The 22261-nt window shown below is 64.3% G+C and carries 21 protein-coding genes; 18 read left to right on the forward strand and 3 right to left on the reverse strand.

The genetic code is table 11. The features are described from left to right. Positions 1-229: 229 nt before the first annotated feature. Positions 230-2209, reverse strand: coding sequence for a Fe(3+)-hydroxamate ABC transporter permease FhuB (fhuB, locus tag A0W70_RS05900; protein WP_070988414.1), 1980 nt, complete (start codon positions 2207-2209; stop codon positions 230-232). Beyond that, positions 2202-3071: an ABC transporter substrate-binding protein gene (locus tag A0W70_RS05905; RefSeq protein WP_067561393.1), complete on the reverse strand. Its 870-nt coding sequence runs from the start codon at positions 3069-3071 to the stop codon at positions 2202-2204. The genes fhuB and A0W70_RS05905 overlap by 8 nt, the downstream gene beginning before the upstream one ends. 349 nt (positions 3072-3420) lie before the next feature. Here A0W70_RS05905 and A0W70_RS05910 point away from each other — a divergent pair, with 349 nt between their 5' ends. Then, positions 3421-3987, forward strand: coding sequence for a DUF2796 domain-containing protein (locus A0W70_RS05910; RefSeq protein ID WP_067561394.1), 567 nt, complete (start codon positions 3421-3423; stop codon positions 3985-3987). 144 nt (positions 3988-4131) lie between these two features. Here the strand turns inward: A0W70_RS05910 and A0W70_RS05915 are convergent, their stop codons facing one another. Next, a complete protein-coding gene (locus tag A0W70_RS05915) occupies positions 4132-4671 on the reverse strand; it encodes a DUF3299 domain-containing protein (protein ID WP_067561395.1) in 540 nt (179 codons plus the stop codon). Positions 4672-4706: 35 nt separating this feature from the next. On the opposite strand from A0W70_RS05915, the gene A0W70_RS05920 reads away from it, so the two are divergent. The 17 genes from A0W70_RS05920 (at position 4707) to A0W70_RS06000 (ending at position 22261) form a co-directional block, all read left to right on the forward strand. After that, the gene (locus A0W70_RS05920; protein WP_067561396.1) at positions 4707-5423 is read left to right on the forward strand and encodes an ABC transporter ATP-binding protein; all 717 of its coding nucleotides are present in this window, start codon (positions 4707-4709) and stop codon (positions 5421-5423) included. Next, the gene (locus A0W70_RS05925; RefSeq protein WP_067561397.1) at positions 5420-6685 is read left to right on the forward strand and encodes an ABC transporter permease; all 1266 of its coding nucleotides are present in this window, start codon (positions 5420-5422) and stop codon (positions 6683-6685) included. Before A0W70_RS05920 ends, A0W70_RS05925 begins: the two co-directional genes overlap by 4 nt. A gap of 108 nt (positions 6686-6793) precedes the next feature. Beyond that, entirely contained in the window at positions 6794-7516 is a 723-nt protein-coding gene (locus A0W70_RS05930) for a MotA/TolQ/ExbB proton channel family protein (protein ID WP_070988385.1), read from the forward strand. Further along, positions 7506-7904 carry an ExbD/TolR family protein gene (locus A0W70_RS05935; RefSeq protein WP_067561398.1) on the forward strand — a complete coding sequence of 133 codons (399 nt, stop codon included), beginning with the start codon at positions 7506-7508 and terminating at the stop codon, positions 7902-7904. Before A0W70_RS05930 ends, A0W70_RS05935 begins: the two co-directional genes overlap by 11 nt. Beyond that, positions 7901-8323 (forward strand): ExbD/TolR family protein, encoded by a 423-nt coding sequence (locus tag A0W70_RS05940; RefSeq protein WP_067561399.1) that lies wholly within the window; start codon positions 7901-7903, stop codon positions 8321-8323. Before A0W70_RS05935 ends, A0W70_RS05940 begins: the two co-directional genes overlap by 4 nt. Further along, positions 8323-9207: an energy transducer TonB gene (locus A0W70_RS05945; RefSeq protein WP_067561400.1), complete on the forward strand. Its 885-nt coding sequence runs from the start codon at positions 8323-8325 to the stop codon at positions 9205-9207. The genes A0W70_RS05940 and A0W70_RS05945 overlap by 1 nt, the downstream gene beginning before the upstream one ends. 312 nt (positions 9208-9519) lie before the next feature. After that, complete coding sequence (locus tag A0W70_RS05950) at positions 9520-10914, forward strand: TIGR03013 family XrtA/PEP-CTERM system glycosyltransferase (RefSeq protein ID WP_067561405.1); 1395 nt, start codon at positions 9520-9522, stop codon at positions 10912-10914. A 115-nt stretch (positions 10915-11029) separates the two neighbouring features. Continuing rightward, positions 11030-11656, forward strand: coding sequence for an XrtA/PEP-CTERM system exopolysaccharide export protein (locus A0W70_RS05955; RefSeq protein WP_070988386.1), 627 nt, complete (start codon positions 11030-11032; stop codon positions 11654-11656). A gap of 12 nt (positions 11657-11668) precedes the next feature. After that, complete coding sequence (locus A0W70_RS05960; RefSeq protein WP_067561406.1) at positions 11669-13192, forward strand: XrtA system polysaccharide chain length determinant; 1524 nt, start codon at positions 11669-11671, stop codon at positions 13190-13192. A 2-nt stretch (positions 13193-13194) separates the two neighbouring features. Beyond that, on the forward strand, positions 13195-13995 hold the full coding sequence (locus A0W70_RS05965; protein ID WP_067561407.1) for a P-loop NTPase family protein: 801 nt from the start codon (positions 13195-13197) through the stop codon (positions 13993-13995). A gap of 8 nt (positions 13996-14003) precedes the next feature. After that, positions 14004-15317, forward strand: a complete 1314-nt coding sequence (locus tag A0W70_RS05970; protein WP_067561409.1) for a porin family protein — start codon at positions 14004-14006, stop codon at positions 15315-15317. A 12-nt stretch (positions 15318-15329) separates the two neighbouring features. Then, on the forward strand, positions 15330-16319 hold the full coding sequence (locus tag A0W70_RS05975) for an ExeA family protein (protein WP_067561410.1): 990 nt from the start codon (positions 15330-15332) through the stop codon (positions 16317-16319). Beyond that, positions 16316-17203, forward strand: coding sequence for an XrtA system polysaccharide deacetylase (locus tag A0W70_RS05980; protein ID WP_067561411.1), 888 nt, complete (start codon positions 16316-16318; stop codon positions 17201-17203). The genes A0W70_RS05975 and A0W70_RS05980 overlap by 4 nt, the downstream gene beginning before the upstream one ends. Before the next feature lie 105 nt (positions 17204-17308). Continuing rightward, a complete protein-coding gene (locus A0W70_RS05985; protein WP_245675818.1) occupies positions 17309-18367 on the forward strand; it encodes a FemAB family XrtA/PEP-CTERM system-associated protein in 1059 nt (352 codons plus the stop codon). Continuing rightward, positions 18364-19569 carry a glycosyltransferase gene (locus tag A0W70_RS05990; protein WP_070988387.1) on the forward strand — a complete coding sequence of 402 codons (1206 nt, stop codon included), beginning with the start codon at positions 18364-18366 and terminating at the stop codon, positions 19567-19569. Before A0W70_RS05985 ends, A0W70_RS05990 begins: the two co-directional genes overlap by 4 nt. After that, on the forward strand, positions 19566-21080 hold the full coding sequence (locus A0W70_RS05995) for a lipopolysaccharide biosynthesis protein (RefSeq protein WP_083330800.1): 1515 nt from the start codon (positions 19566-19568) through the stop codon (positions 21078-21080). The genes A0W70_RS05990 and A0W70_RS05995 overlap by 4 nt, the downstream gene beginning before the upstream one ends. Then, a complete protein-coding gene (locus A0W70_RS06000) occupies positions 21047-22261 on the forward strand; it encodes a DegT/DnrJ/EryC1/StrS family aminotransferase (protein WP_067561414.1) in 1215 nt (404 codons plus the stop codon). The genes A0W70_RS05995 and A0W70_RS06000 overlap by 34 nt, the downstream gene beginning before the upstream one ends.

Here is a 22261-nt window from a genome sequence, read left to right on the forward strand (position 1 = left end):
AAGTCCGATCTGTATCGTTCCTCAACGCGATGGCTGGATTACTCCAGTGTTCCCGTCGTCGTCATTGGCAGGGATGACCGTAAGCCGGCTTGAGACCGAAGGGAGCCAGCCGGCGGGACAGCACCAGCCGTTGTCGGGAGGTCCCGCTGCTGACGCCGGCTGTTGCCTGCGGCAAAAGCCGGCTCACGGCGAGCCTTCGGTCACCTGCCGTTGTGAGTCCGTCCGTGGTTCATGAACGCCGCAGCAGCCACATAAAGTAGAGCCCGCCGATGAAGGCGGCTGCCAGCCCCGCGGGCCATTCATGCGGTACCAGAAGGGTACGTCCGGCCCAGTCGGCGGCCACCATGACGAGCACGCCGATAGCGGCCGCGCCGATGATCTGCGTGCGCACCCGGCGCAGCCCCAGCATGCGGGCCATGTGCGGCGCCATCAGACCGACGAAACTGAGCGGGCCGACCAGCAGTGTGGCGACCGCCGTTGCCAGCGCCGCGAGCGTCAGCAGGACAAGATGCGCCATGTTCACCCGTACGCCGCGCGCACCGGCCGCTTCCGCGCCCAGCCCGAGCAGTTCGAGCCAGCGGTGCAGCGCCAGCACCGTCGGCGCGAGCAGCATCACGGCCATCCCGGCGCCGATCACCAGCGGCCAGTCCACGCCATACGTCGAGCCCGAGACCCAGCTCAGCAGGCGCAGCCAGAGTGGGCTGCCACTCGCCGCGACAAGCCCGATCAACCCGTCATAGATCGCCTTGATCGCGATGCCGGCGAGCAGGATCCGCTCGGGCGCGGCACCGCCGTGGCGGGCGAACCAGAGCAGGCCGCCCGTGGTCACGACCGCGCCCGCGGTGCCCGCGGCGACCAGAGCCGGTTCGCCGGCCCCCGGTTGTGCCATCACGAGCAGGGTCACGCCGGCGAGCGCGCCCCCGCTGATGCCGAGCACTTCTGGACTCGCCATGGGGTTGCGCAGCAGGCGTTGCAGGATCGTGCCGGCCAGCGCCAGCAGCAGGCCCGCGCAGGCGGCCGCGACCACCCGCGGGGCACGCCAGGGACTCGCGTCGAGCACGGTTGCGATATCGCGCAGATGCCAGCCACTCGCGTCGCGTCCGAGCAGCAGCGCGATCACGGCGACCGCGAGGGCCACCAGCCAGAGCGCGGTGACTCGCCCGGTTGCATGCGTGCCCGGGTGGGGGACGGTGGCGGTCTGCATCGGAGCCGCGCGCGGGCGGACCTGGCGCAGCAGCCACAGCAGCAACGGTGCGCCGAGGAGCGCGGTAACGGCCCCGGTGGGCAGTAGGCCCGAGGTATACACGTCGAGCTGCTGCACGCACTGGTCGGTCACGAACAGCAGCAGCGCACCGATCGCCGGCGCGGCGAACAGGCGCTGGCCGATCGTGCGGGCGCCGAGCTGCCGTGCCAGCGCCGGAGCGGCGAGACCGACGAACGCGATGATGCCGACGGCACTCACGATCGCCGCCGCCAGGTAGACCGCGGCCGCCAGTGCAAGCAGACGCGCACGCTGCAGGGAAAGTCCCAGCCCGCGGGCGCTGTGGTCATCCAGCGTCAGGATCGCGAGGGGCCGCGCGAGCAGCGCGAGCAGGCCCAGCACGACCAGCACGCGCGGGGCGAGGAACGTGACGCCGCTCCAGTCATGCTGGGTGAGCGCGCCGCCACCCCAGATCAGCAGCGCCTTGAGGTCGAACTCGAAAAACAGCAGCAGGCCGGCGTTGACGGCGCCGAAGTACAGGCTGACCACCAGTCCGGCCAGCACGACACTGACCGGTTCGAGTCCGCGCCGCCATGTCAGGGCCAGCACGATCCCCAGTGCGAGTGCGCCGCCGGCCACCGCGACGGCCTCCCCGAATGGCGCGAGCAGGGCGGGCGCGGTCAGCGTCAGGACGGACAGTCCGAGCTGGGACCCGGCCGCCACGCCCAGGGTCAGCGGCGATGCGATGGGATTGCGCAGCACCTGCTGCATGACCGTGCCCGCCAGCGCGAGACCGGCACCCGCGAGCAGGGACATGACCAGGCGCGGCAGCCACGCATGCAGGACCTGCACCGCGCCGATCGGCGCTGACGCCGGCGCGCGCCAGGCTTCGACGAGGGCGCCCGGGTCGCCGATACCCACGAGGTTGAAGCCGGCGAGGACGAGGGCACCGGCCAGCAGCGCAATGCCACCGGCGGGCAGGGCGCGCGGGCGTATGGCCTCAGTCATCGCCATCGATCGCCGCGCCGAGGTGCTCGGCGAACTGGATCGCGGCCGGCACGCCACCGTAACTCCAGATCGGCTCGAGCCGGTGGACGTTGCCTTCGCGCACCGCCGGCAGGGCCTGCCAGATGGGACTGCTCGCCATCATCCGTTGCGCCTTCTGCGGGACCGGCTCGATCACCACGATGTGATCAGCGGCCCGGTCGAGGCGCTCGATCGGGACCAGCGAGAATCCCCAGTAACTGGCGCCGCCCTGCCAGGCGTTGTTCAATCCGGCGCGTCGCAGGACCGCGTCGAAGAGCCCGGGCGCACCAACGACCCGTACGTGGTGGGCGTCCTCGAAACCGATGACGTATACGGATTCCCCGGCATCGGTACGTTCTTTAAGGTCCGCGATCGCGCGGTCCAGATCCGCGCGCAGGCGCGGCATTGCCTGGACGCGACCCAGTCTGTCCGCGAGCCGTCCGGCGATGCGGAGACTGCTCTCGAGTGCGTTCACTTCATTGTCCGGTGCATAGATGCGCAGGGTTTCGGTAGGCGCGATCGTCGCGAGGCGTTCGCGGGCCCGGTTGTAGTACCCGGACATGAGGATCAGGTCCGGGTCGGTGCCTGCCAGTACGTCGAGGTTCGGTTCAATGCGCCGCCCCACATCGACCGTGCGATCGGGCAGCGACGGGCGGCCAACCCATTTGCGGTACCCGTGCATATCGGCGATGGCGACCGGCTCGACATCGAGCGCGAGCAGGGTCTGCGCGAGACCCCAGTTGAGCACGGCGATGCGTTCCGGGCGCTGCTCTGGCGAGGCGGATAGCGGGCCGGTGATCAGCAGACACACCGTCAGTGCGATCGCGGTTGTGCGCAACGCCATGGGGGCCTCTGTCGTGGATCGCCTGCAGCGGTAATCGAGTGAATCACGCGGATGCCGCCACCGCTGGAGTCACCCGTCGTCGGCGGGAACGCGATGATGCGGTTGATTCGCATTCACGCGCGGTCGGCACGAGAGCATAATGGCGCACCAGGATGATGTCCAACGGACATCGCCGGTCGGCCCCATGAAGGCCATCGATGGTGTTTGTCAGGCGTGCCGCACTGTATTATCCAGTTATGTAATGATATAACAGTACGGAGACGATCACCTACGATTGCGCGGCGGCCTGCTCGCAACCCTCGATCCTGCCAAAGGCAGGGACACAATGAACGCCGGAGAGCGCCGTCCAATGCAAAACATCCTGCGGGCCACCATCCTGAGCGCCGCCTTCTGTGCCCTTGCCGTAAGCGGTTTCGTGTCGGCGGCTGAGACCCGGGAGCACGGTGCGCATGTGCACGGCACCGCGCGCCTCGACATCGCCTTCGTCGGCGGAGAACTGGCGCTTGATCTGTATTCCCCCGCGATGAACATCGTCGGCTTCGAGCACGAACCGGGCAACAATGCCCAACGCGAGCAGCTCGAGGATGCACTGAGCACGCTGCGCGATGCCGGGCGCGTATTCAGCGTAACGGATGCCGCCGGATGCAGGACCGTGCTCAGCCAGGCAAACCGGGTCTCCGAGCATGGACACGAAGAGCACGAAGAGCACGAAGAGCATGCGGGTAGCGAGAGCGCCCACTCGGAGATCCAGGCCCGTTACCGCTACGAGTGCAGCGCCCCCGCCGCGCTCGAGCGGATTCAGGTGAGGCTGTTCGAACTGTTCCCGGCTACCGAGAGCATCCGTGTGCAGATGCTGACGGATACCGCCCAGCGCGCCATGGTCCTGCTGCCGGACAACGCGGATGTGCCGTTTTGACCAACGGACTGATCGACGCCGTAGGCCGGCTTTTGCCGAAGGCAACAGCCGGCATGGTTCAGACGGTTCTTCGGACGTAAATGCCGGCTGGCTCCCTCCGGTCGCAAGCCGGCCTACGTGGATGCGGCGCTGGAAATTCCGCGCCTACCGGAATTCGCTGATCGAGTCGGCGTCGATGGTGTAGGTTGCGAGGCCGAGTTCGTTCTCGGTGGTTTCGATTTCGAGCTCGCCGACCACGTTGTACGGGGCGTACAGGTCGGTGGGCAGGCCGCCGGAGAACGTTACGTGGACGATCTGGTTGGGCGGAGGCGGTGGCGAGTGGATGCAGGCGCCGAAATAGGGCACGAGAAAAAAGCGGAACGGGTCGCCGCGTTCGGTGTGTTCCAGGGGCACGAGGAAACCGGGGATGCGCACGTATTCACCCTCGAGTTCGCCGCGGACCCGCGTAGAAGACAGGACTTCCGGCATCTTCACACCATCGGTGAGTTCGTCCGCGCCCGATTCGAGTTGTTCGCGGTTCAGCTCGGCCATGGTCTCCGGGAGTTTTTTCATGGCCTCAAGATCCTCTTCCGGGAGCAGGTCGAACCACTCCAGGTCCCGCGCCTCGCGCGCATGCGTCACGAGTGGAAGCGTCAGAACGATGCCAAAAATCAGGGCGGTCGCGATGCGGATCGGGCGTGCCATGGTCTGGTCCGGCGCTGGGAGATGAGTGTGTGAGTATGCCCCAAAGCGATGCCGTAAACAGTGCCGCGGTCACACTGCACGACCTCGGCTTTGCATGGCCGCGCGCATCAGAGCCCGTCCTCGCGATCGAGTCGTTCACCATCGAGCGGGGCCAGCGTGTTTTTCTGTGTGGCCCAAGCGGCAGCGGCAAGAGCACGCTGCTTGGCGTTATCGGCGGCGTCCTGCAACCGGGTGGCGGCGAGGTCGGCGTGCTTGGAACCGATCTCGGGCGGCTGTCACCCGCCGCGCGGGACCGCTTCCGCGCGGATCATATCGGCCTCGTGTTCCAGCAGTTCAACCTGTTGCCGTACCTCGGCGTGGTCGACAATGTCCTGCTCGCCACGCGGTTCTCGGCCCGCCGGGCAGCCGCGGTCGGGGATGATGCCGCAAGGGCCGCGCGCGAATTGCTGGCGGTTCTGGGGCTGGACGACACACGGCTGCTGCACGCGCCGGTAACGGAACTCAGCGTCGGGCAGCAGCAGCGGGTCGCGGTCGCGCGCGCGCTGCTCGGGGCGCCGGGACTGGTCATCGCGGACGAACCGACATCGGCGCTCGACAGCGATTCGCGCGCCGCATTCATGAAACTGCTTTTCCGCGAGTGCGCCCGCACGGGGGCGACCCTGCTGTTCGTGAGTCACGATCGGGCGCTCGCCGATGGGTTCGATCGCGTGGTCGAGCTGCCCGCGCTGAACCGCGCGTCGGTGGCGGCATGAAGGCGCTGCTCGGGATCGCGCTGCGCAGTCTCCTGAACCGGCGGCTGACGGTTGGACTGACGATCGCGGGGCTGACGGTGAGCGTGGCGCTGCTGCTCGGGGTCGAACAGGCGCGCAAGTCCGCCCGCGAGGGCTTTACGCAGACGATCTCGGGCACGGACCTGATCGTCGGTGCGCGCAGTGGCCCGGTGCAACTGTTGCTGTATTCGGTGTTCCACATCGGCAACGCGACCAATCAGGTCTCCTGGGAGAGCTACCGCGAGATCGCCGACAGCGGCCCGGTGGCATGGACGGTACCGATCGCGCTGGGCGACGCGCACCGCGGCTATCGGGTCATGGGCACGACCGAGGATCTGTTCCGGCACTACCGCTACGCGCGGACGCGCCAGCTGGAGTTCGCCCGCGGCCAGGCCTTTGACGGCGTGTTCGACGCCGTCCTCGGGGTCGATGTCGCCGAGCGGCTCGGTTACGAAGTCGGGCGCGAGATCGTGGTCAGTCACGGGGTCGCCGCCCGGAGCTTTCTTGATCACGACGACAAGCCGTTCACCGTGACTGGCATTCTGCAGCGCACCGGTACACCGCTCGATCGCACTGTTCTGGTCACGCTGGAAGGGATCGAGGCGATCCACGTCGACTGGCAGTCCGGGCGGCCGCCGACGCCGGGTGAACGGATTTCGGCGGATGATGCGCTCGCGATGGAACTGCAGCCGGAGGCCATCACCGCGTTTCTCGTCGGCCTCCAGTCCCGCATCGCGACGTTCCGCCTGCAGCGGGCGATCAACGATTACCCGGATGAACCGCTGACCGCGATCCTGCCCGGCGTCGCCTTGTCGGAACTGTGGTCTGTGATCGGGACCGTCGAACGCGTCCTGCTGGCCATTTCCGCCTGTGTGGTGCTGGCGGGCCTGATCGGTATGGTGACGACGTTGCTCACGAGCCTCAGCGAGCGGCGCCGCGAGATGGCGATCCTGCGTGCCGTGGGTGCGCGTCCCTGGCACATCTTCGTGCTGTTCATGCTCGAAGCGACGACGATTGGGGTCGCGGCAGCCGTACTCGGAAGCGTCCTCGTCTTTGGTGGCTTCTGGCTGGGGGCAGGCGTGATCGGGCAGCAGACAGGTATCCACCTGCAGCTCGTCGCGCCCAGTGTGAGCGAGGCCGTCATTCTCGGACTGGTGATCGCCGCGAGTGCGCTTGCGGGGGCCATTCCGGCCTGGCGCGCGTGGCGGACTTCGCTCGCTGACGGGCTGGCGATCCGGCTCTGAGCGCCAGTCTGTGGTGGTCAACGATCTCCTTTTGTCATGCAGTATGCAAATGCAAATCGTTCCTGTTTGTGAGATCATCGCCGGTCTGAATGGGCATGGAGTGGAGCGATGAATGAATCGGGTTCGGTGCTTGCCCTGCTCGAGGCCGGCGGCACCGTCATGTGGATCCTCGCCGGTCTGTCCGTGTTCGCGCTGGCGATCATATTCAACAAATTATGGGACTTCTGGCGCGCCGGGATCTGGCGCCGCAAAGAGGTGAACCTTGCGCTGGCCGAATGGCAGGCCGGACGGGATGGCACGGCACTGCCGCCGTTGGAGCACGCCCGCGATCCGGTCGCCGACGTGCTGCGCGTGGCGCTGGCGGGGCGCATGGACGCGGGCGTGGAAGATGGTGTGGTCCGTGAGGAAGTAGCGCGACGCGGCGCGGCCTGGCTGGAATCGCTGCGGGGGGGGCTGCGCCCACTGGAACTCATCGGCACGCTGGCGCCGCTGCTCGGTCTGCTCGGTACGGTCATTGGCATGATCGACGCTTTCCGTGAACTCGAATCCGCCGGCAGCCAGGTCGATCCGTCCGTGCTCTCCGGCGGTATCTGGGTGGCTCTGCTGACCACCGCGGCGGGGTTGTCCGTGGCGATCCCGGCGGTCGCGGCGCACACGTTCCTCGAACGCCAGCTCGAGCGTCTGCATCACCGGATGCAGGACGCGGCGACACGCGTGTTCAGCCGGGCGGTCGGTCGTATCATGGCCCCCGAAGGCGCCGACGACGCCTCGGGTCAGGAGCGTGCGGACGCCGGTCCGACCCGTCTGGCGGAGGCGGCCGGTGCGGATTGATGTACCCCGGCGCCGGCCGGTCGGAATCCGCCTCACACCGCTGATCGACGTCGTATTCATCCTGCTGGTGTTTTTCATGCTGGCGTCCAGCTTCATGGACTGGCGCGGGTTCCGTCTCGATCTGCCGGCAGCGGACGCCACGCCGGACCCGGACATCGACCCGATCGTTATCCGGGTGCTGGGCGATGGCGGTTACCGGATGGGTGGCCTCGATGTCGACGCCGGGGAACTGGCGGATCGGGTGCGCGACGTCCGTGGCGGGGCGGATGAGCGGCCCGTGATCATCCAGGCGAACGCCGACGCGCCCGTCCAGGCTACCGTCCGCGCACTTGATCGGTTGCATGCCGGCGGTATCGAGGGGGCGTCACTGGCGGGAGAGTCGCGATGATCGTGCCGCTGCCGCGCAGCAGCCGGACGTCCGAGGACAACGTCCTGCCGCTCATCAATATCGTCTTTCTGCTGTTGATCTTCTTCATGATCGCCGGGGCGCTATCCACCCGACCGCCGTTCGAACTGCAGCCGCCGCGGGCAGATGCGGCTCCATCGACCTCAGCACCGGCAACTGCCGGAATCGCGATTGCAGCCGATGGTCGTATCGCGTTCCGGGGCGAGGAGATCGCCCTCGGGGCACTGTCCGACCGTGCCCGCGACTGGGCGGGGAGCAACGATAACGACCGGCCACTCACGCTGCGGGTAGACGGCGGGGCCGACAGCGAGCGTCTCCTGGCGGTGATGGCGGCCCTCAAGGAAGCCGGGATTGAGCGTATCCGCATGCTGGCGGTTGGCGGCCAAGACGGGGCGGGCTGATGCGTGGTATCCGCTGGCTGCTCGTCGGCTCGCTCGCGCTCGCGCTCCACATCGCCGTGTTCGTCGGCCTCTCCCGGGCCATGAATGACACCGGTACGCAGGCCAGGGGACGTGACGGGTTGCTGGTCGCGCTCGCGCCCGCCGGCACTGCCGCAGGCAATGCCAGGGAAACACGCCGCACCGATGCGCGGACACCACATCCGGACAGGCAGGCGGAGACGCGACAGGAAGCGGAACCCGAGCCGGAACCCAAGCCCGAACCCGAGCCGGAACCCGAGCCGGAACCCGAGCCGGAACCCGAGCCGGAACCCGAGCCGGAACCCGAGCCGGAACCCGAGCCGGAACCCGAGCCGGAACCCGAGCCGGAACCCGAGCCGGAACCCGAGCCGGAACCCGAGCCGGAACCCGAACCCGAACCCGAACCGGAACCGGAACCGGAACCGGAATCGGAATCAACGACTGCAACCGCGTCCACCAAAAAGCCGGCGGAGGATCCGGACAAGCGCGAGACCACGGCGGGCGACGCCGGATCGGGCGGGGCAGACGGTGACACCGGGTCCACTTCGGAGGGAGGTGCCGGGGGTGGGGATCCCGGCGCGCGCGCCGACTATCTCGACCGGCTGCGGGCGCATCTCGGTCGCCACAAGGAATACCCGCGCCGGGCCCGGGCGCGGCGGATCGAGGGCACGGTGACCGTGGGCTTCACCATTCATCCGGACGGGCGGATCACGGATACGCGGATCGACGAGAGTTCCGGTCAGCGGATTCTCGATCAGGCGGCCGAGCGCATGCTTGAGCGGGCGTCGCCGGCGCCGTCGTTCAACGATGACATGGATTCGTCGCCCATCACGCTGAGCGTCCCGGTCAGCTACGGGCTCCGGTAACGCTCTCGTCTCCCCCTCGGCTTGTGCGTGCTCCGGGGCGCACGGGGCGAGCCCCCCTTTACGCGAACCGACCATCAGGGCGCATTCCCGCGACCCGCAACGGATTCACGAATCGCTCCGCGGTTCCCGGCGACAGGGCCGGAATCGGTAACCCCTTTGCGTAATGTCATCCATGTAATCAATCCGACCGCGCAAGACAGCGGATTTCCGACTATAAACAGTCCCGTGGTTCGGGGCGCCGGCTGACCCCGCGCACGTGCGGCTTGCAGGCCGACCGGTTCCCCGGCGGTCGTTGTGATGGCGCGGAGCAATATGAACAAACTGGCAAGGTATTATGGGCGGCTGTTCGACTGGTTGCCCGTGCTTGAAGGATTCCTTCTGGTCGGGGCCGTGTATCTTGCGGTCCTGATACGCGTCGGGACGGATCCGTCCGAGATCCGGACGAGCATCGGACCGGTGTGGCCCGAAGCCGTCGTTTTCAGCGCGGCCCTGCTGGTCTCGATGACCGCCGTAGGTCTGTACAACCGGCGATTGCGCGACGGGCTGGAGGGGATCGTCGTACGGATTGTCCTCGCCTTTGCCGGCGGGACGACGTTGACCGCGTTGATTTACTACGCCTTCCCGCAGATATTCCTGGGGCGTGGTGTACTCTTCATTGCCCTGGCGCTTGGGTTTCTGGCCGTCCTTATACTGCGCGCAGAGATCCTGGGTATCGCACGGTACGAAGAAGGCAAGCGCCGGGTGCTGGTCCTGGGCGCCGGTCAACGGGCGGAAGTCCTTTCCCGCCTGAGGCGCCGTACCGATCTGATCGGCCTGCGCATCGTCGGTTATGTCCGTCATGCCAATGACCGTCTTGCCGTGCCCGAGTCGGAACTGGTTGAACTCGACGCCCCGCTGTCGACCTGGGCCATCGATCACGGTATCGACGAGATCGTGGTCGGTCCGGATGAACGGCGCCAGAACCTGGATATGCACCAGTTGCTTCTGTGTCGGGCGCACGGGATGGTCGTATCCGACGTCGCCACGTTCTATGAGCGTGAAACCGGGCGTGTCAGTCTCGATATTCTCCTGCCGAGCTGGCTGGCGTTTTCGACTGGTTTCCATTCGAGCTTCATCGGTGACCGCGTCAAGCGCCTGTTCGATATCGTCGTCAGTCTCTCCCTTCTGATTCTGGCTTCGCCGCTCATTCTGCTGGCTGCGCTCGCCGTATGGATCGAATCCGGTTTTCGCGGGCCGATCCTGTACCGGCAGGCGCGTGTCGGGACGAATGACACGGTTTTCCAGGTCCTGAAGTTTCGCAGCATGCGACCCGATGCCGAAGCGGACGGTACCGCGCGCTGGGCGACCGCCGGCGACGACCGGGTTACATCGGTCGGGCGGATCCTGCGCCGGTACCGGATTGACGAGCTGCCGCAGATATTCAACGTCCTGCGCGGCGAGATGAGCTTCGTCGGCCCGCGGCCCGAGCGTCCCGAATTCGTCGACCACCTGGAGGGGATTTTTCCCCGCTATGCCGACCGCCACCGAGTCAAGCCGGGTCTGACCGGATGGGCCCAGATCCGTTATCCATACGGGGCCTCCGACCGGGATGCGTTCGAAAAGCTCCAGTACGACCTGTACTACGTCAAGAACCGGAATCTTCAGCTGGATCTGACGATCCTCCTGCAGACGGCCGAAGTCGTGCTCTGGGGAAAGGGGGCACGGTGACGGGATATCCACGAAATCTTCGTTGCTGCCGTTGTTGGTGACGATTGCCTGGTCTATATAAATACCCCGGTCCGGACTGCTGTCCGGCCGGAATCCGGGCGGGAGGAGGGAGACAATGAGGTTGCGGTTACGGCGGCTTTGGCCGTCCATTCTGGCGAGCGTGCTGGTGCTGGCGGGCTGTACGTCCATGTCGACCATGCCGGACGATGATCCCAACGCGCAGTCGGCCCGGGTCGAAAATTATCGGATCGGACCGGCCGACATGGTGCAGGTCGACGTCTGGAGAAATCCCGACGTATCAGTCACGACGCCGGTGCGCCCCGACGGCATGATTTCCGTGCCGCTGGTCGGTGACGTCCGCGCGGGTGGGCGTACGCCGGAGGAACTCGCCGAGGTGGTCGAGCAGGCACTCGGTTACTACATCCGTGACACGGAAGTGACGGTCATCGTCACCGAACTGAACAGTCATGAATATCTCTATCGAGTGCGTGTAACCGGTGCCGTGGAAACGCCCCTCTCGATGGCGTTCCGGCCCGGCATGACGGTTCTCGACCTGGTGCTGGAGGCGGGGGGAATGACCGAATTCGCATCGCCGAATCGTTCCCGTCTGTACCGCAGTGATGGCAAGGAGCGCCGCACCTACCCGGTGCGCCTCGATGACATTCTGGCCGACGGTGATCTGACGACCAACTACACGCTCCGACCGGGCGATATCGTCGCGGTCCCGGAACGGCTATTCTGAGGCACGAATGCAATGGGTGACGAACTCCAACAGCAACTCCGGTTGCTCATCAAGGAAGTGTGGCGCTGGCGGATCCGCGTCAGCCTTGGTTTCGCCCTGATCGCCTTGCTGGCGACCGGCGCTGGAGCCGTGTGGCCGAAATCGTATTCCAGCTCGACGACGATCCTCGTCGAGTCCACGAACATCGTTGATGGCCTGATGGCAGGCCGCGCCGCCCGCGGAGACATCCAGAACCAGTACGAGAACGCGCGCGAGGTGATCTACAGCCGCAGCCTGTTACGAGATGTGCTCGAGGCGGGGGGCTGGATTACGCCCGAGTCGCCTCAGCGGGATGTCGCGGAGCAGATCGAAGCGATCCGCGAGCGGATCACGGTAACCAACCCGGGAGATAATCTCGTGCAGGTCGATTACCGTGACGGCGATGCCGATCAGGCGTACGAAACCGTGCGGGCAATCGCCCAGCGTTTTCTCGACGAGATGCGTGCAGGAAGAAGTCAGGAAAGCGTGGCCGCGTACGAGTTTATCGATCGTCAGGTCAAACAGTACGAGAAAAAACTGGAGCAAACCCAGGAGGAAATCCGGGCACTGCGTAAGGCCAATCCGCTGGCGCAACCCGGCTCCGATCGTGAAGTTACACAGCGCATGAATGAGCTGCGTACACAGATCGATGACCTGGACCAGGAAATCCGCGAAGCCCGGCTCAGGGAGACGACGCTGACCGAACAGCTCTCGGGGGAGGCAGAGGTATCCATGCTGTCGACCGCCCTGGACGCGCGTCGTAAGCGCATCGCCGAGTTGCAGGAAGAGCTGGATACCTTACGCCTGAGCTACCACGAGACCTATCCGGATGTAGTGCGTATCAAAGAAAAGCTCGCCGAACTGCGCCGTGATGTTCAACAGAACCCCGATGCGGGATCCGGCGGCGGCTTGAGTTTCGGCGCCACCCGGGACAATCCGGTCTACCAGAAGCTGCAGGAAGAACTGTATACGGTACGCGGAGAAATCAATCTTCTCAGTTCGCGCAAAGGCGATCTTGAGAGCAAGCTGGTCGAGACGATCGCGCGTTCAGGCGAGATTCAGGGCCTGCAGGCTGAGTACGAGAAACTCGCCCGCGATTACGAGGTCAACCGGGATATCTACCAGGATCTGCAGCGCCGGCGTGAGAACGCCCGCGTCTCGGTCAATCTCGACAGCGAGCAACAGGGCCTGACGCTGCGCGTCAGTGAGCCCGCGTATCGGCCGCATGACGCGTCGGGACCACGGATGCTCCATTTTGCGGTTGGCGGAATGGTGGCCGGCGCGGGGATTCCGATCGGTTTGTTGTTCGCCATTCTGCTGGTGGATCCGCGCGTCCGCAGTGCGGAGAGGCTGACTCGCGACAGCGGGACACAGGTACTGGAAACGATCCCTCATATGGACACTGTTGGTGACCGACGCCTTCGAAGCCTGGGTACGTTTTTCGCCGTATTGATCGGTGTGGCCGGTGTTGCCGGCGTGATTGCGGCCCTGGTGGGCCGCCAAATGGGGATCCTCTGATCATGGCCAGCAAGATCGAACAGGCGCTCGAGCGAATCACCACTCAGCCCGACGGGAGTCGCTCGATACCCGGGACGCTCGAGAGCCGTGCGCGTGGTACCGCGAGTATCGCCCGTATGCGTGAGTCGCTGCCGCGGAAGCCGCAGGCGCTTACCGCGATGCGAATCATCCATCCGGCTATGACACCGAAGGTGACCAATGCCTTTCGGCAATTGCGGACTTCGCTTCTGCGCCGCGCTGGCAGCCGAAACTTCCTGCTGCTCGTGACCGGAGTCAACGAAGACGCGGGCACCAGTTTCGTCGCCCGTAATCTGGCCGCTGCGTTCGCGCTGGAGGAGACAAAAACGGCATTGCTGGTGGATTGCAATATTGCCCATCCCCAGGCCTCTGACCTGTTCGCCGACGGCAATGAGGCGGTGCCGGGGCTCACGGATTACCTTGATGGCCATGAAACCCGGGTTGGCCGCATCATCCACGAAACCGGGGTGCCGAGGATGCGCATTCTGCCGGTTGGCCGTTCCCGGGTGGGCGGTGCCGAGTATTTTACCGGAACCCGATTGCGTACACTGTTTCAGGAAATCCTCGGAAGGTATCCCGACCGCTATGTGATCGTGGACGCACCTCCGATCCTCGGTACAGCCGATACCCGCATCCTTGCGGATATATGTCATAGCGCAATGCTTGTCATTCCCTACGCGGGCGTCACCGCCAGCCAGGTCGAGGCCGCTGTCGGCAGCCTTCCACCGGATCGTTTCGTGGGTAGTGTGATAAACAATGACCCACCCATGCCCTTCTCCGCGTGACTACCGGAATGAAACGGCGGCTCCTCAAGGTGATGGGCGGGATTCATAGGGCTTCCGGTTTCTCGCTTCTCGCGATACTGGCTGTTTTCCCTGCGCTCGGTTTCGCGCAGACCAATGTCGAAATCGGTTTTCGTCTCGAGAGCACCGATAACATTGGTCTTACCGAAGAGAACGAGCAATCGGATCTCGCGCGGACTCCATATATGAATTTCGACTGGAGTACGGCGAGTCGTGCGCTTACCGCGGGTATCGAGGGGAATCTGGAATATCGGGATTATCGCGATGACGCAACTACGGATGGTACCGCCGGTGATCTCTCGGCGGTGGCCGATCTGCACCTGATTGAGGATCGTCTCGATTTTCGTTTCGAGAATCGTTTTCAACAGGTCCGAACCGAAGAGCTCGATCCACAGACCCCGGATAACATCGAGGATGTTAATACTTTTACGATGGGACCGGACCTACGCTTCGATCCGTCACCCGTCGATCAGCTGACCTTCGGCGCCCGGTATGGGAATACGTACTTCGAGCGCGGGAATGACAGTGAGCGCTGGGCCCTGGGAGCGATGTGGTCGCATCGCTTGAGTACGCTCAATGAGGTCGCGGTGAACATACAGAGGCAGGATGTCGAGTTCACCGAGTTCAGCGGGGATCCGTTGGACTATACGCTGGACGAGATCGGTATAGGTGGGACTCACCGCCTTGCTCGGGGTTCTGTTTCGCTTACGGGGGGGCAACGTCGCATAGAACAGGAGAACGGCAATTGGATTGAACGCGGATTTGCCAGGTTCGACTGGGCGTATAAGCCGACACGGCGGACCGAGTTCGATTTGACCGCTGAGACCGGGTTGACCGACACCGGAGTCCGCCTGCTTGGCCGCAACGCGCAGACGGTAGAGTTGCCGGCCGCGGATGCGTTCGATAATGATGATATCGTAATTCTGTCGGAAGTGCAGGCGCGTCTGATCAGACGCGGAGCCAAGCTCGATGTCACTCTCGGCGGGTTGGTGGCTGAGGAAGATTTCAAGACCGGCAATCTGCAGCTGGATCGCGAGCGATTTGGCGGCAGTCTCGGTATAGAGTATCCCCTTACGCCGGTGGATCGCGTTGAATGGTTGATCCGTGGAGAACGCACCGACTACCTGTTACTCAACCGCAGAGACGATGATTGGACGACCAGTATCCGTTTGCGTCATTTACTGGGACGTAACATGTTTGTGGAAGGCGGCTATCTATACTGGGAACGCGATTCGTCCGCGGCAGGAAGCAGTTTCGAGGAGAACCGGGTCTTCCTCGCGGCCGGTTATCGCTGGGGGGAGTGAGGAGGTGACACCTTGTATCTGAACGCGTTCGGTTTCGAACGACACCCGTTTCGGGTAGCGCCGGATACTGATTTCATGTATTTCAGCCCGGGTCATGCGCGGGCCAAGGCGTATCTTGAGTACGCACTGGTGAGTGGTGATGGGTTCGTGGTCATTACGGGAGAAATCGGCGCGGGAAAGACGACGCTGTTGAACCGTTTTATTGACGATCTTGATCAGGATGTCCTGCTGGCCCGCATCGATCAGACGCAGCTATCCGAGCGTGAGTTGCTTGAAGCGATCCTTGTCGCCTTCGGCGAGGAACCGGATGAGCGTGGAAAGGTGTCTCTGATGCAGCAGTTGCGGGAGTTTCTGCTGGATCAGGCGGAGCAGGAACGGCGGGTAATCATCGCGATCGACGAGGCGCAGTGCCTTGGATACAAGGCACTGGAAGAGGTCCGCCTTCTGTCGGGCATTGAACTGCACCAGGTCAAGGTGGCCAGTCTGGTCCTGATGGGGCAGCCGGAACTCGATCGTCTGATCAGCTCGCCCGAGCTCGAGCAGCTCGCGCAGCGCGTGCGGCTGCGGTTCCATCTCGGTGCGTTATCACCCGAAGACAGCCGGAACTATCTGCTGCACCGGATCAGTATCGCGGGGTGCAGTCGTACGGATCTGTTTGCGGAAGATGCATTCGCGGTCATCCACCGGTACGCCGGCGGCATCCCGCGTCTCATCAACTCGCTCTCCGACATGGCGCTCCTTACCGCGTATGTGGATGAGCGCGATGGAGTCGATGCCGAGGTGGTGGAAACGGCCGCCAGGGAACTCGGCTGGCTTCCGTACAGTGAGCGGGCGCATCGGGTCACGCCTCCGCGCGGCGAGGCGCCGGGTACGGAACTGCAGCACGAGATTCGCGCACTGGGCTTGTCGTTGACCGAGCAGATCCGGGGGCTTCGGGCCGATCTCGCCCGTGTGGCGGATGCACTGGTCGCGGGGCAGTCCGGGGGAGGAGGCTCACGATGACGCGGACCGTTGTCAACGCGCTGACCGTCGATGTCGAAGACTGGTTCCAGGTTTCCGCGCTCGCCGACAGCATCGCTCGCGAGGATTGGCCAAGAATGGAATCGCGTGTGGAGCGCAATACCGAACGTCTGCTGGCTCTGTTCGATCGGGCTGGCGTGCGCGGTACCTTCTTCGTGCTCGGCTGGATCGCGGAGCGCTACCCTGGGCTCGTCCGGGCGATTGCTGCCGCGGGCCACGAGGTCGCAAGTCATGGTTACAGTCATCGCCTGATCTATGAACAGACGCAGGCGGATTTCCGTGAGGAAACCCGGCGAGGCAAGGCGATACTGGAAGACCAGGTACAGGAGCCGGTGTATGGCTACCGGGCCGCGAGCTATTCGATCACCCGGGCATCGATGTGGGCACTCGATGAGATTGCCGAGGCCGGTTTCACCTGGGATTCAAGCATCTTTCCCGTGCATCATGACCGTTACGGTATCGCTGGATTCGAACGCTGGCCTCACCGCCTGCGAACGCCAGCGGGTTTCGATCTGATCGAATTCCCGCTGACGACCTGGCGCGTCGCCGGAGTCGATCTGCCGATTGCCGGCGGTGGGTATTTCCGCCTTTATCCGTATCGCCTTACCCGGACCGGACTGGCCAGCGTCAACCGGCGCGATGGTCAAGCCTTTGTTTTCTATCTGCACCCTTGGGAAGTCGATCCCCAACAGCCGCGCGTGAGAACATCGTTGCTGTCCCGATTCCGTCATTACAACAACCTCCATCGCTGCATGGAACGCCTTGAGTGGCTGCTGCGCGATTTCTCGTTCGCACCGGTCGGTGAGGTGTTGGCCACTGCACGGCTTGATGCCGCGGCGGTACCGCCGGAGGCCGCCCATGCCTGATCGCACGAAGAGCGTACTCCGCGTCGAGTCGGCCAGCGCGCCCGTGCCGGGACGTATTGCCCGGAATCCGGGAGTATCCGCTCGATCGTACCCGCGAGGCCTGGCATGAGCGCTGCAGTGGATATGGTTCAGGGGTTCCGGATCGAAGCCGCCGGCCCGAATGATCTGCGCGCCTGGGATGCCTACGTGCAGGGTCACGAGCATGGCTCGGCGTATCATCTTGATGCCTGGCGCCGGGTTGTGGCAGTGGCCTTCGGGCATTCGGGGGATCGCTGGGTGGCCCGTGATAGCACCGATTCGATCCGCGGTGTACTCGCGGTCGACTACCTCAAGAGTCGCCTGTTCGGTCATTACGGCGTGTCTGTCCCCTTCGGTAACTATGGCGGTGCCCTCGCGGACGACGGCCCCGTCGCGGAAGCGCTGATGGATGTGGCGGGAGCTCGTGCGGTCGAACTCGGACTCGATCATATCGAGTTCCGTGATGCGGAGCCACGCGCCGAACGTTGGCCCGTTCGTGATACCAAGGTCATCATGCGGAGGCCGTTGCCGGCCGCGACCGAGACACTCTGGTCGGAGCTCGGATCGAAGCTGCGTGCGCAGGTGAGACGGCCCATGCGCGAGGACGTAACGGTGGAGTACGGCGGTGAAGAACTGGTGGCGGATTTCTACGCCGTCTTCTCACGCAATATGCGGGACCTCGGAACGCCCGTGTACGGACGCGATTTCTTCCGTGCCGTATTGGCGCTGTGTGAACAGACCTGGCTGGTGGTCGTGCGCCATGGTGACGTGCCGGTGGCGGCCGCGTTTCTGCTGGGTTTTCGAACGCGACTGGAGATTCCCTGGGCGTCCTCGTTGCGCTCGGCGAATCCGCTCGGCGTGAATATGCTCCTTTACTGGCGCTGCCTGGAATTCGCAGTCGAGCATGGTTTCACCGAATTCGATTTCGGACGTTCCAGCATCGACAGCGGGACGCACCGCTTCAAGCGTCAGTGGGGGGCGCTGGAGGTTCCGTGCTATTGGCATTACTGGCTCCCAGAGGGCGGCGTTATACCAGCGCTCAATCCCGACAATCCAAAGTACCGAATGGCGATCCGCCTCTGGCGTCATCTCCCGTTGGCAGTCGCGAATCGCTTTGGCCCGGGGATCGTGCGAAATCTCCCATGAAGACAACCACGGCTGATCCCGTCCCGGTGATGCCACAGCCAGCCACTGTAAGCGGCGAACGCTGGATCGTATTTTTCGGCGAGGACTGGGCCGGTCACCACAGTACGGGAAAGTACCTGGCGTCGGGTCTGTCCGAGCGCCATCAGGTGATCTGGGTTGACTCGTTGGGTTTACGGGCGCCCGGATTGCAGATCAGGGATCTGCGGCGTATCGGCAGAAAACTCTGGTTGTTTCTCCGCTCTCTTGGGAAGAAATCGAAGACCGATGCAGCGCATGAGCGTCGACCGATAGTCGTAAGCCCGCTCGCGATTCCCTGGCTGAAGTATGCATGGGTCCGATCGCTTAACCGCTGGTTCGTGGGAGGTTACCTGCGCCGGGTGGCACGCCGGAATGGTGTCGTTCGCCCCTTGGTGATAACCGCATGTCCTGCCACGGTCGATGTGGTGGATGTTCTGAATCCAACACACGTAATCTATTACTGTGCGGATGAGCACTCGGCGTTGCCGGGCATGGATGCGCCGTTGGTCCGGCGCCTGGAGATGGAATTGCTTGAGCGGGTTGATGCGGTTTTTGCCGTATCCCGTGAGCTTGTTTCGGCGAAAGAGAGACTGCATTCGACTGTCCATTACTTCCCGCATGGTGTCGCATGGGCGTCATTCAGGCCGGCAGCGGTCGAGAAGTTGTGTCTGCCGGAAGAGTTTGCGGATGTTCCGGAACCCCGTGTGGGCTATATCGGTCTTGTCGGTGAGCATCTGGACTTCGACCTGATGTATCAACTGATGTTCTCGATGCCAGAGGTATCGTTTGTAGTAATCGGGCCCGTTGAGGATGGGGTAACGCCGCCGGATTTGCCGAACGTTCATTACATCGGCGCACGGCCTTTTGGAATGCTGGCGACATATCTGGCCCATATCGATATTGGCCTGTTGCCATGGAAGAGGAATGAGCGGAACCGTTTCGCGAACCCCACGAAGGTTCGCGAATATCTCGCCGCCGGGTGCCCGGTTGTTTCCACACCCCATCCGGAGTTGCCTGAGCGGTCGCCGTTCGTGGCAAGTGCAGATACGGCGCTTGAGTTCGCGGTGGCGATACGGCACACGTTGTCCAATCGCCCTGACCGCGACGCCGTGTCGCAGTCCGTCTCGGGGGAGGACTGGTCTGTTCGGGTCCGCGAACTCGAGACCCTGGTAGCCCAGGTATGACTGCGCGCACCACGGCCGCCCCTGAGCCCGATGCAGGATCTCCCCCGCCGGTCGGGCTCACCGGAATGATCGGACATTCGGCCGTCTACTGGGGCGGCGTGATGGTGTCAAAACTGATCGGTTTCCTGTTGATTCCGATCTATACGCACCATCTGACACCCGCGGATTATGGAACTCTGGAACTGGTCGCCCTGACCACGGATGTCATGGCGTTGATCATCGGTGGACGGCTCGTGGCGGCGATGTTCCGCTTTTATCATGCCGCAGCGGATGCCGCGGAACGCCGTCAGGTCCTGGCGACCTCGTTGACGGCGATGCTTATCGTCGGGCTGTTATTCTTCATCGTTGCGTCTTTTTTTACCGGTGATATTGCCCGGTTGCTGTTTGGCTCCTCGGAACACGCAACGCTATTGCAGATCGTTTTCTTCACGACTGCGCTGGAACTGGTTCAGCAGATCGCGATGAGTGAACTCAGAATCCACGAGCGCAGTCGCCTGTTTGTCGCGATTACGTGGATCCATCTGCTATTGATGCTGGTTGGAAGCATCCTTTTCCTCGTCGTTTTTGACTGGGGCGTGTTCGGTGTCCTGTTGGCGGCCGCGATCGCGACGGGGGTCGTCGGGCCAATCGTGATTGTCTCGGTTGCACGCCGAACCGGACTGGGGCTGCACCCGGTCCTGCTGCAGCGGATGGTCGTTTACAGTCTACCGTTGATACCGGCAGCTCTGTTTCTGTTCGTACTGCACTTTGCCGATCGCTACATCCTGAATATGTTCGTTTCACTGGAGGCGGTTGGACTCTATGCCCTTGCCTACAAATTCGGGTTCCTGATCAGCGCGGTGATCGCCCATCCGTTCTCGCTCATATGGGGAAATCGGATGCATGTGCTGTATCGGGAGACCGGCCGCGACCGGATGTATAACCAGGTCCTGTCGGCATATGGGATTGTGCTGGTCGGTGCCGGTGTGGGCCTGTCACTGTTCATCGACGAGGTGCTGGCGTTGATTTCGCCGCCCGTCTACCACGCGGCCGCATCGCTGGTACCGATCATCGCCGCTGGGTATGTGCTTGCCGCCATGAACCAGCTCTCGATGGGGCCGCTCTATGCCGAAAGCCGGACCGGCTGGGTCGCGCTCGCCACCGCCGCTGGCGCCGGCGTCAACGTGGTCGTCAACTTCCTGCTTGTACCGTTTTACGGCGCGACCGGCGCGGCGGTGGCGACGCTTATCGCTTTCACGGCAATGGCTGGGGTGACGCAATATCTGGCGGCACGGGCGTCGACATTACGCTGGGATTATCACCGCGCGTTCGCGCCGTTGGCGGTGGGTGTAGTGATTGTCGTGATCGGACGAAGCAGCGATCATGGCAGTATCGTTATGGCGATCGGCTTCAAACTCTTGCTGCTGCTGGTGGTGTATCCGCTGGCGTTGCTCCTCGTGCGTGCCGTTCCGGTGGCCGATCTTGCGGAGTTCTGGCGGTGGCTTCGGCGCTCGGCGGTGTCCGCGACATGAGGCGCGATGGCGTGTTGACCCAGAACCTTGTCTTCGGGATGTTCTATCGTATGCCGCCGGTCGCGTGCCCGATGGGGTGGTCGGCGCTCTTACGGTCCCTGGGCGGGCGCATCCGGGCCGACGAGGCCTACGGTTTCTCCACTGGACAGGGAGCCCTCCGGTGGGCGTTTGGCGTCCTTGCCCAGGCCTCGCCGGAGCGGTCCACCGTGATCCTGCCCGCCTGGACGTGCTGGTCCGTCGCGGCGGCCGTGGAGTACGCCGGTCTGCGTATCGCGCTGGTGGATCTCGATCCGGCCACCCTCGACTTCGAGCCCGCCGCGCTTGCGGAGCGCGTGGGGCCGGACACGCTGGCGATCGTTTCGACCCATCTGCTCGGCCGTCGCCCCGATCTTACGAGCCATGCGCGCCTTGCCGCGGCGGCCGGCGCCTGGCTGGTAGAGGACGCCGCCCAGGCTCAGGATCCGCGCGCCGGACCTGCCCCCGGCGTGGCGGTGCGCATGACCAGCACCGCTCGCGGAAAGCCTCTGAGCACATCCGGTGGTGGCTGGCTCCAGGTTGGTCTGGCGGGACCGGTAGGCGCTTTCGCGCGTGCATGGCCGAATGTGCCACCCGCGGCGCGAGGCGGAGAAGCGATCCGCGCGGCGAAGGCGGTACTCGTCGATGGCCTCCTGCATCCACGCGCGTTCTGGCTGCCGGCACGCCTGCCGTTTCTCGGCATCGGTCGTACCCGCTGGCCCGATCGCATTGAGGTGCGAGCAGCTTCGCGGCAGCAGCAGCGTCTGTATCCCGTGCTTGCCGCCGGCATGGATCGTCTGCTGGCCGGACGTCGCATCGCGGCCCTGGCCTATGCGGACGCGCTTGCCGGCCTGCCCGGACCGCAACCCGGTGGCTGCGATATCCCCGACTACGCCCCGCACCGATACCCTGTCATGCTGACCGTGCCGTGGCTCGACGCGGCGCCCAGGGTGCGCGCGCGCGCTGCACAGGCCGGCGTCTGTGGGCTGTACCCGCGCGCGCTTTCGGAACTGGAACAGGTCCGTGCGTTGCGCGTCGACGGTGACGCCCCGATGCCCGGGGCCGAACGGATTGCACGCCACCTCGTGACCCTGCCGACCCATGCCGGCGTCGGGCCGCGCGAGCGTGAACGTGCGTTGGCCTCAATAGGTGAATTCAGCCCGTGA

It is taken from the genome of Halofilum ochraceum (assembly GCF_001614315.2).
GTDB classification, from domain to species: Bacteria; Pseudomonadota; Gammaproteobacteria; order XJ16; family Halofilaceae; genus Halofilum; species Halofilum ochraceum.

Excerpts from the sequence above, each read along its gene's own strand:
- fhuB (WP_070988414.1), bottom strand. The coding sequence starts at position 2,209 with ATGACTGAGGCCATACGCCCGCGCGCCCTGCCCGCCGGTGGCATTGCG.
- A0W70_RS05905 (WP_067561393.1), bottom strand. The coding sequence starts at position 3,071 with ATGGCGTTGCGCACAACCGCGATCGCACTGACGGTGTGTCTGCTGATC.
- A0W70_RS05910 (WP_067561394.1), top strand. The coding sequence starts at position 3,421 with ATGCAAAACATCCTGCGGGCCACCATCCTGAGCGCCGCCTTCTGTGCC.
- A0W70_RS05915 (WP_067561395.1), bottom strand. The coding sequence starts at position 4,671 with ATGGCACGCCCGATCCGCATCGCGACCGCCCTGATTTTTGGCATCGTT.
- A0W70_RS05920 (WP_067561396.1), top strand. The coding sequence starts at position 4,707 with ATGCCCCAAAGCGATGCCGTAAACAGTGCCGCGGTCACACTGCACGAC.
- A0W70_RS05925 (WP_067561397.1), top strand. The coding sequence starts at position 5,420 with ATGAAGGCGCTGCTCGGGATCGCGCTGCGCAGTCTCCTGAACCGGCGG.
- A0W70_RS05930 (WP_070988385.1), top strand. The coding sequence starts at position 6,794 with ATGAATGAATCGGGTTCGGTGCTTGCCCTGCTCGAGGCCGGCGGCACC.
- A0W70_RS05940 (WP_067561399.1), top strand. The coding sequence starts at position 7,901 with ATGATCGTGCCGCTGCCGCGCAGCAGCCGGACGTCCGAGGACAACGTC.
- A0W70_RS05945 (WP_067561400.1), top strand. The coding sequence starts at position 8,323 with ATGCGTGGTATCCGCTGGCTGCTCGTCGGCTCGCTCGCGCTCGCGCTC.
- A0W70_RS05950 (WP_067561405.1), top strand. The coding sequence starts at position 9,520 with ATGAACAAACTGGCAAGGTATTATGGGCGGCTGTTCGACTGGTTGCCC.
- A0W70_RS05955 (WP_070988386.1), top strand. The coding sequence starts at position 11,030 with ATGAGGTTGCGGTTACGGCGGCTTTGGCCGTCCATTCTGGCGAGCGTG.
- A0W70_RS05960 (WP_067561406.1), top strand. The coding sequence starts at position 11,669 with ATGGGTGACGAACTCCAACAGCAACTCCGGTTGCTCATCAAGGAAGTG.
- A0W70_RS05965 (WP_067561407.1), top strand. The coding sequence starts at position 13,195 with ATGGCCAGCAAGATCGAACAGGCGCTCGAGCGAATCACCACTCAGCCC.
- A0W70_RS05970 (WP_067561409.1), top strand. The coding sequence starts at position 14,004 with ATGAAACGGCGGCTCCTCAAGGTGATGGGCGGGATTCATAGGGCTTCC.
- A0W70_RS05980 (WP_067561411.1), top strand. The coding sequence starts at position 16,316 with ATGACGCGGACCGTTGTCAACGCGCTGACCGTCGATGTCGAAGACTGG.
- A0W70_RS05985 (WP_245675818.1), top strand. The coding sequence starts at position 17,309 with ATGAGCGCTGCAGTGGATATGGTTCAGGGGTTCCGGATCGAAGCCGCC.
- A0W70_RS05990 (WP_070988387.1), top strand. The coding sequence starts at position 18,364 with ATGAAGACAACCACGGCTGATCCCGTCCCGGTGATGCCACAGCCAGCC.
- A0W70_RS05995 (WP_083330800.1), top strand. The coding sequence starts at position 19,566 with ATGACTGCGCGCACCACGGCCGCCCCTGAGCCCGATGCAGGATCTCCC.